Annotated in this window: 1 protein-coding gene; it reads left to right on the forward strand. The window is 27.8% G+C overall.

Features of this window, described 5'->3' with window-relative positions:
* The coding region (locus AYC60_RS04695) for a hypothetical protein (RefSeq protein ID WP_156447672.1) at positions 1 to 277 on the forward strand (277 nt) is incomplete at both ends.

Here is a 277-nt window from a genome sequence, read left to right on the forward strand (position 1 = left end):
ACAAATTAATGAAAATGGATAAAAGATTAAAAATAGTCAGAGATCTCATTACTTCAGAAACTAAACCTAAATGGTTAATAATAACTATATTAACTGTACTACCTGCAGACTTAATACCATTAGTACAACTTGATGGTGGTAGATTAGCTACTTATGATTTATATGATGTATATAGAAGAGTAATAAATCGAATTATTAGATTACTTAAATCATTAGAGTCAAATGCTCCAGAGATTATGTTAAGAAATGAAAAAAGCATGCTTCCAGAAGCCGTTTA

The sequence above is a fragment of the Streptobacillus felis genome (genome assembly GCF_001559775.1).
In the GTDB taxonomy this organism is placed as follows: Bacteria; Fusobacteriota; Fusobacteriia; order Fusobacteriales; family Leptotrichiaceae; genus Streptobacillus; species Streptobacillus felis.